The sequence below is a fragment of the Bradyrhizobium canariense genome (genome assembly GCF_019402665.1).
GTDB classification, from domain to species: domain Bacteria; phylum Pseudomonadota; class Alphaproteobacteria; order Rhizobiales; family Xanthobacteraceae; genus Bradyrhizobium; species Bradyrhizobium canariense.
This window is the reverse complement of the sequence record NZ_VSST01000116.1, coordinates 1-6,745: the sequence shown is the minus strand read 5'-3', so window position 1 is coordinate 6,745 and position 6,745 is coordinate 1. Positions and strand designations below refer to the sequence as shown.

At 57.2% G+C, this 6,745-nt stretch carries 5 protein-coding genes and 3 pseudogenes; 4 read left to right on the top strand and 4 right to left on the bottom strand.

The features are described 5' to 3' along the window. Positions 1-117 precede the first annotated feature (117 nt). Positions 118-658, top strand: a pseudogene (locus FXB41_RS39885) (transposase family protein); the annotation flags it as partial. Between the two features lie 46 nt (positions 659-704). On the opposite strand, the gene FXB41_RS39880 reads toward FXB41_RS39885, so the two are convergent. Next, positions 705-1,457 carry a class I SAM-dependent methyltransferase gene (locus FXB41_RS39880; RefSeq protein WP_219685656.1) on the bottom strand — a complete coding sequence of 251 codons (753 nt, stop codon included), beginning with the start codon at positions 1,455-1,457 and terminating at the stop codon, positions 705-707. 1,221 nt (positions 1,458-2,678) lie between these two features. Between FXB41_RS39880 and FXB41_RS39875 the strand changes: the two are divergent. The 3 genes and pseudogenes from FXB41_RS39875 to FXB41_RS39865 all read left to right on the top strand — a co-directional run. Next, positions 2,679-2,866 (top strand): annotated as a pseudogene (locus tag FXB41_RS39875) (IS5/IS1182 family transposase); the annotation flags it as partial. 189 nt (positions 2,867-3,055) lie between these two features. Further along, positions 3,056-3,265, top strand: coding sequence for a hypothetical protein (locus FXB41_RS42130; protein WP_376707543.1), 210 nt, complete (start codon positions 3,056-3,058; stop codon positions 3,263-3,265). A 646-nt stretch (positions 3,266-3,911) separates the two neighbouring features. Continuing rightward, a complete protein-coding gene (locus FXB41_RS39865) occupies positions 3,912-4,829 on the top strand; it encodes a TauD/TfdA dioxygenase family protein (protein ID WP_219685654.1) in 918 nt (305 codons plus the stop codon). A gap of 432 nt (positions 4,830-5,261) precedes the next feature. Here FXB41_RS39865 and FXB41_RS39860 read toward each other — a convergent pair whose 3' ends face one another. The 3 genes and pseudogenes from FXB41_RS39860 to FXB41_RS39845 all read right to left on the bottom strand — a co-directional run. Beyond that, a complete protein-coding gene (locus tag FXB41_RS39860) occupies positions 5,262-5,600 on the bottom strand; it encodes a hypothetical protein (RefSeq protein WP_219685653.1) in 339 nt (112 codons plus the stop codon). 46 nt (positions 5,601-5,646) lie between these two features. Next, a pseudogene (locus FXB41_RS41380) lies at positions 5,647-6,230 on the bottom strand (IS630 family transposase); the annotation flags it as partial. A gap of 239 nt (positions 6,231-6,469) precedes the next feature. Next, the coding region (locus FXB41_RS39845; protein WP_219685651.1) for a transposase at positions 6,470-6,745 on the bottom strand (276 nt) is incomplete at its 5' end.

Here is a 6,745-nt window from a genome sequence, read left to right as displayed (position 1 = left end):
GTGGACGACGCGGCTCTTGGTCGCGCCATGCGCGCGAACAGGGGCCGGCGGCAGGGCATGCGTGTTTGGCCAAATTGGTCCAGGACACGGTGTGCAAGATCCTCGGCCAATTCCTGGCAGCATACGCTCTTGCCGCTCGACGATTACCTCTATGCTCTACAGCGAACCATCCCGCATCTGACGCGGTCATCCGTGCATCGCTGCCTCCAGCGCCATGGGATCAGTCGATTGTCGGAAGTCGAGGGCAGCAGGCTGAAAAAAACAAGGCTTATCTGACCGGCTATTTCCATATCGACACCGCTGAACTGCAAGCCGCCGAAGGCAAGCTCTACCTGAACGTCGCGATCGACCTCACCAGCAGGTTCGTGTTCGTGCAACTGGCCAGGAAGACGGGAAAGACCTCAGCCGCAGCCTTCTCGGAAGCTCTGATCTCCGCTGTTCCCTACAACACCCACACAGTCTTCCCCGACAATAGCCTCCAGATCACCTTTCCGCCGCTACGCGGACGACCCGACAGCAAGATACGCGATGCATATGTTCGATATGCGCTGCCGAGAGAATGGCATTGAACATCGGCTGACTAAGATCAAGCATTCCTAGATCAATGGCCAGAGTCGAGCGCATGAACCGCACGATCAAAGAAGCGACCGTCCTACGACCATCACCCCTCGCAATTCGACACAGGTCAACTGCGGCCATTGGAATTATTTGCGGGCCACAACCAGGAGACGCGGGCTATCGGATGTAAACGCTCCGCCCTCCTGTCCATAAGCGTCGATAGTCTCGAGTCCCGCACTTCGCAACATGCGAACATATTGTGAAAACCCATACTGTCCGTAAGAAAGATGCGCTCGTCGAACGCATCCATTGCGGACGATGATCCTTTCGCAGATCCGACGATCGGTGAGCACATCGTTGCTCATTATATCGATTCTCAGATCGTCGTTTCGCTGGGTAACGTAACAGTCGCGGCGTAGCAAAGCGAAGCGATTGCTGTGATCGATTAGGAGGCGTCCGCCCTTTCGAAGTGAAGATGCGGCTTCAAGAAGAACTCTTTCATTGTCCGCGTCATCGAAATAGCCAAACGTCGTGTACCAAAGAAAAGCAGCGTCAAATCGATCTCGCCAGGGAAGTGAGCGCATGTCGCCAAGGACATACTCAACATCTACCCCGCGTTCAGCGGCATCCGCTTCGGCTTTTTTTAGCAAGACAGGCGAGATATCAAGTCCGGCTACTCGCGCTCCTTTTTCCGCCAAGCGGTTGGTAATCCGCCCGTAGCCGCATCCAAGTTCAAGAACCGAGCTGCCTTCTCTAAGAGAAAGAAGCTGCCAAATTGCCTCTACTTCCCGGTCACTTTTCTCCGGCGGATTGACCACATCCCCAAAATGGAAGTAATCTTCGCTGAAATATTCTTCAAGCTTAGTCGACGTAAGGGGATTACTCATCTCGTCGCGCATGTGCTTTCCTCTCTCCTTTCTGGCGTCGCCTCGTCTGCGAACACCTGTTCACTCAGAGGGCAAAGGTCGTGCTTTCGAGGCACCAGAGCTGGCTCTCATCGCCGTGCATGATTTGGGCCAGCGCGAGCGATGCGGATCGCCTCGGGTTTTCGGTCGAAATGTCAATTGCGCAACATGTTGGCGGACCTGAAACACGTCCCGCGTTTGCTTTCGGACAGAAATCGCATACTGCCATGCGACGAGGGTGGTGCGTATAAGTCAACAGCCATCGGCTGAAGCGTGAACAGCCTCTTCGCCATGAACCGCCGCGAACGGAGTGCTGTCCCGGTGATTGCAAGCGTCGCTTAGGCAATAGCGCGCAGGTACTCTAGCGCTTCTGATTGAAACGTCGTACATGTTGGTCTGCACGGCAAGAAGCGCCAAGTGCTTCACCGTGACGCCGCCGGAAGCTTGATCAATTGGTGGGCTTCGCTCCTTACCGAGAAGCTCGCGTCAAGGACCATCCCTTCCCATACCTCAACGCGTGCCGAGTCTGGGCACGAGACGCAAGATCTCATCCTCTTGGACTCGCGACATTGCTGACTGCGGCTTCGTGCTGGTTTGAGGTCAGGCGGCCTCGACGGGTTAACACAGCGGCGCATGCCGGCGAGCCATCTACGGCTGAGTGACCGCCCTCGGCTTAAGCTCGGCGGACTCGTGGAGACCACGCCTCAATTCGGTGGTGAGTGCGGGCTAGAGCTTGCTTCATGGTCAGCACGGCGATCGAGCCTGCCCTCCGGCAGCCCATTGACTATGTTGCCATGCAAGTGGCGTTCACAGATGTCACAAAGAGAAATTTTGCATCTTTGTCGGGATTTGCGTCTCGTGTCGTCGCAAATGGAAGCTTCCGATTGCTCAAACCGACCTCAATTCAGCCGTTCAACGGGTAGGTCTTAGGCAAGGCCGGTGTCGCAGATATGCCCGACCGCTCGCACCTGTAGGTCGCACGAAGAGAGCGCCGGCGGAGGAGCTACATCGCATCCTCGCATCACGATGCGCAAGGGTCGGTCCAGTGGAGTCTTTCGAAATCATCGATGTCTCGAGCAGCACGATGAGGATCGCTTTCCGACCTCGAAAGCTGTCACGATGGGAACTTTCGCGGCGAAATCGTTTCGCGTCGCGCGCCCCGCGGCATCGACCCGAGATGCGCCGGCGAGCCCTCATGGCGCAAGCACGCAATCCCCAAAAAAATCTAACCGTGTCATCGTCTATTGCTTCAACAAACGTGCGTGCAAAAGCCGAAATGTCATCGAACGCTGCTTTTGTAGGCTCAAGAACTTCCGGCGCATCGCCAACCGATATGACAAGCAGCCCGGAATTCCTTGGCCGTTGTTTATCCCGCCGCTCTCGTCCCATATTGGCTCAATTGAGGCTGGACCCTAACACTACTTTGGCAAATTGTCGATTTTGCTATGCTTTATAGGTTTCCCAAATCAATTTTTCAGTGATTCATGAGTGGTCGGCTCATGGAGGGCTGACCATCGGCGGGGTCGGAAGACGAACTTGAACGCTGGCTGACGCCGTTCTTGGATCGGCTGGGTCATAAGACTCGGCAGCAGATGTGTCCTCTGTATGTTGCGGGACTGATCGGTCGGCGATCGCAAGAGCGTTCAGCCGATGGCGAACCGCCTGCCACGGGCAACTACGACCAGCTGCACCATTTCATTGCGGACGGTGTCTGGGACGCGACGCCGCTGCAGACGGAGTTGCTCAACGAGGCGGACAAAACTTGTCGGCGCGTGCCAGCGCGGATGCACGCTGTCTTTTAGCCGGCGTCCGAGCTCGAATGCACCGGCAAGCCATTCGGTCAGCATCTCATGAATTCGCGTAATGGCTATTTTCCACCTGTGCAATCGCGCCGACCTCGATCGGGTAAGATCAGCCTACCAAAAGAGATAGATGCGGTGGCGATAGAGAGATGTAATACTAACCACCAGCGAACAGGAGGCGATATGAACGAAGCCACATCGGCCGCGAGCCCGCAAGAGTACCAGACTTTGAAGCCGGATCAAGGATGTACGCCGAAAATTCTACAAGTGCTTGCAAAGTGCCGAGCTGACGCGCTTTTGCTGAGAATAGATCGATCGGACTTATCGATTCCAACGGCGACTTGGGCCAGGCAAAGACATTCTCATACAGCACAAGAAGAATTTCACTTATCGAGGATGGTGGCCCGGTTCTTTAGTCCGTTTCGATCTGAAGCCAAACTGCTTTCATTCAGCGCGATCGCGCTTCTATTCTAATGCAAATTTCGGACGTCGGTCGCCCTTGCGAACGTTCAGTAAATGCTTCAGGGCCTGCCGATAGCCGTTCGAATATTCGCCGGATCGCTTGCGGTACTATGAGTGATTGGCTTTCGTGGCGCAGCTGAATAGCTTGGCCTGGCGAAGAACCCGCAACCTGGAGGATGCCGCAATGAGTGAAACGGTTCTGATCGATAGTGTCATTCCGCATACCGATGTCGTCAAACTCACGCCGCGCATCGGCGCTGAAATCAGGAGTATCAAACTATCGGGCGCTTTGCCGGCGCCGGCCATTGCTGCGATAAACAGCCTGCTGCTTGAGCACAAAGTCATCTTCTTCCGCGACCAGGGTCATCTCGACGACATCGAGCAGGAGCGCTTTGCCATGCGTTTTGGGACGCCTGCGCCAAATCCGACATACGATGCTAGTAAGGGGACGATGTCGATCATAGCGATTGATTCCGCATGCCCACCTTTCCCGACTAACTTCTGGCACATCGATTGGTCCTGCTTGGATGCCTATCCCAAGATTTCGATACTGCGAGGCGTTGTGATCCCACCAATCGGCGGGGACACGGTATGGTCAAACACCGCAGCCGCATATCTCGACTTGCCGCGGCCGCTGCAACGTCTTGCAGACGACCTCTGGGCTGTTCACAGTCTCGACGTGGTTATGCGACCTACCGAGGCCGATAGGAATCCCGATGACGAAGCCCTTATCAGAGCGCGCTTCGAAACCGAGCATCCCGTCGTACGTGTGCATCCCGAGACCGGCGAGCGCACGCTGGTGCTCGGCGCTTATGCGAGACGTTTTGTTGATCTATCGAAATATGACGGCCAAAGGCTATTAGAACTATATGAGTCTCATATCACCGCGCCAGAAAATACCATCCGTTGGAACTGGAAGCAGGGCGATGTCGCTATGTGGGACAACCGCGCCACGATGCATTATGCCGCCAACGATTACGGCGAGCAGCGTCGGGTCGTTCGTCGCGCGACCCTTGAGGGGGAGGTGCCTGTCAGCATCGACGGCCGGTGCAGTGTAGCGCGTGTCAAGCTGATCAAGCAGCCGCCCACGAATGTCGTCTAGCGAGTTCACACATGTGAAGCAGTGCCGTCCGATGCGGACGCTGAGCGCGCGCGTTCGCTGCTTGCGATCTCAGCATGCCAGACTGACCGGCACACCAAGTTGATCGGTGCACGTCATTGGTGCCAATCTCGTCGACCAAGCCATTGCCCAGCCGCTCTTGGGGCGGACTGAAGTCCGTTCGAAGACGCGGCTGGTCGTTCTCACCCTCAGAAGTCTCTGGAAGTCGCAGAAGTGCATAAGCAGTATCTGGCTTCTTGGATAAGGTCGGATGGAATTGCACGTCATAGGTCAGCTGATAGCGATGCGCGAGGCACATGATCTCGCCGTCTTGGAGCGCGCTGCCATAGGGAATCGCGGCGCGCGTGACGCAACAAGCTTGACAGCAAGAGGGTGGTCCGCAAACTGTGGACGGGAGTTCGTTGAGCAGCCTCGTCATCCTGCGTTATGCACCAATCGTTCGTACTGCGCCGTGCGCTCCGCACCCGCCGAAAGCGCTTCCAATATGCTGGTTCCGGAGCCAGAGCGATGACGCTTGAGGCCGTCGGCGCAGCACCTCAAGAACAGGCAACATTGTTGCACCGCAATGGACGGCGCAGCCGTTGCCTCCACCGGACTTTGGCCGCCGGCTTGCCAGTAACCGCGCACTTCCACACCGACTAAAACGCAATGCCTGGGCTGCAGTTGGGGCGTGAACCGTTCGAGCGGCGGGATCAGCTCGGCATGATAGTCCCGGTGCGAGAACGGCAACACGTCGCGGATCGCCAATGACACGCTGGGTCTTGTAAGCCAAATCGCCCAGCTCTAAAGCGTGATGGCATTAGGTTCGATACCCTGAATTTTTGAGATAGTTGGCGCATTCTTCGGGCGTGAAGGCGTCAAGGAGCTCGCCGATGGCGGCGCAGACCGAATCGACGGTTCGTGCGATTGCCTTGCGGAGCAGGTGCTTGAGCTTGGCAAAGACCTCTTCGATCGGGTTCAGGTCGGGTGAGTATTTTCGCAGGAAGAACAGCTTGGCTCCGGCCGAACGGATGAGCTAGCGAACTGCTTTGCTCCTATGGCTGCCGAGGTTATCCAAGACGACGATATCGCCGGGCCGAAGGACAGGCAGAAGAACCCTCTCGACATAGGTGCGAAAGCTCACCCCATCGATCGGCCCCTCGATGAACCATGGTGCATCGATCCGGTCGTGGCGCAGGGCCGCCAGGAAGGTCATGGTCTTTCCAGTGGCCGTGAGGAACCCTGGCGGGAAGTCTGCGCCCACGCGGCGCCCATCCTCGCAAAGGTGCCATGTCGGGTCCAGGTCTCGTCGATGAAGACCAGCCGCTCAGCTTCGACGCGACCTTGGTACTTTGTCCACTGGGCTCGCCGCCGTGCCACGTCGCGACGATCGCGTTCGCCAGCCAACACGCTTTCCTAAGAAACGGCGATGCTGGGAGGTGGGTCCATGGGCTGGAGTACAACTCCGAAGCCCTTGGCTCGCCGATGCAGATTGGCAATCACTCGCGCACGGTGTCGGGTCTCGTAGGAGGACGCGCCCGAATCTACATAGTGCATCCCGTGTTGCACCGCGTTGTAGAACAGCACTGCGGTCACTGCCTTTGCCTTGCCGATGCGTACTGAGCGCCGTCTGTAGAAGGCGCCTAGCGCTGTACCGGTTCGTTCCGCGGTCGCCGCAGCAAGCCGCAGAAGCGCCGCGACTCGATTCCCCGGGCGGCGTGTGCGCGCGAGAGCACTTTGCCGCCGGAGATCTTGTTGCTCGGCGCCAAGCCAAGCAGAGCCAAGACGTAAAGTGTTTTGCGGTCGGCTAAGCGGAGAGGTTCGTCGCCGCACTCAGCGATAAGCTTAAGTGCGAGGTAGGGGCCGAGACCGTCGATCCGGCTAACGTCCTTGCCGAGTATGCGGATTCCGGGGATTGC

What these genes read in the sequence shown, in the direction of transcription:
- FXB41_RS39880 (WP_219685656.1), bottom strand. Translation starts at nt 1,457, where the DNA reads ATGCGCGACGAGATGAGTAATCCCCTTACGTCGACTAAGCTTGAAGAA.
- FXB41_RS42130 (WP_376707543.1), top strand. Translation starts at nt 3,056, where the DNA reads ATGTGTCCTCTGTATGTTGCGGGACTGATCGGTCGGCGATCGCAAGAG.
- FXB41_RS39865 (WP_219685654.1), top strand. Translation starts at nt 3,912, where the DNA reads ATGAGTGAAACGGTTCTGATCGATAGTGTCATTCCGCATACCGATGTC.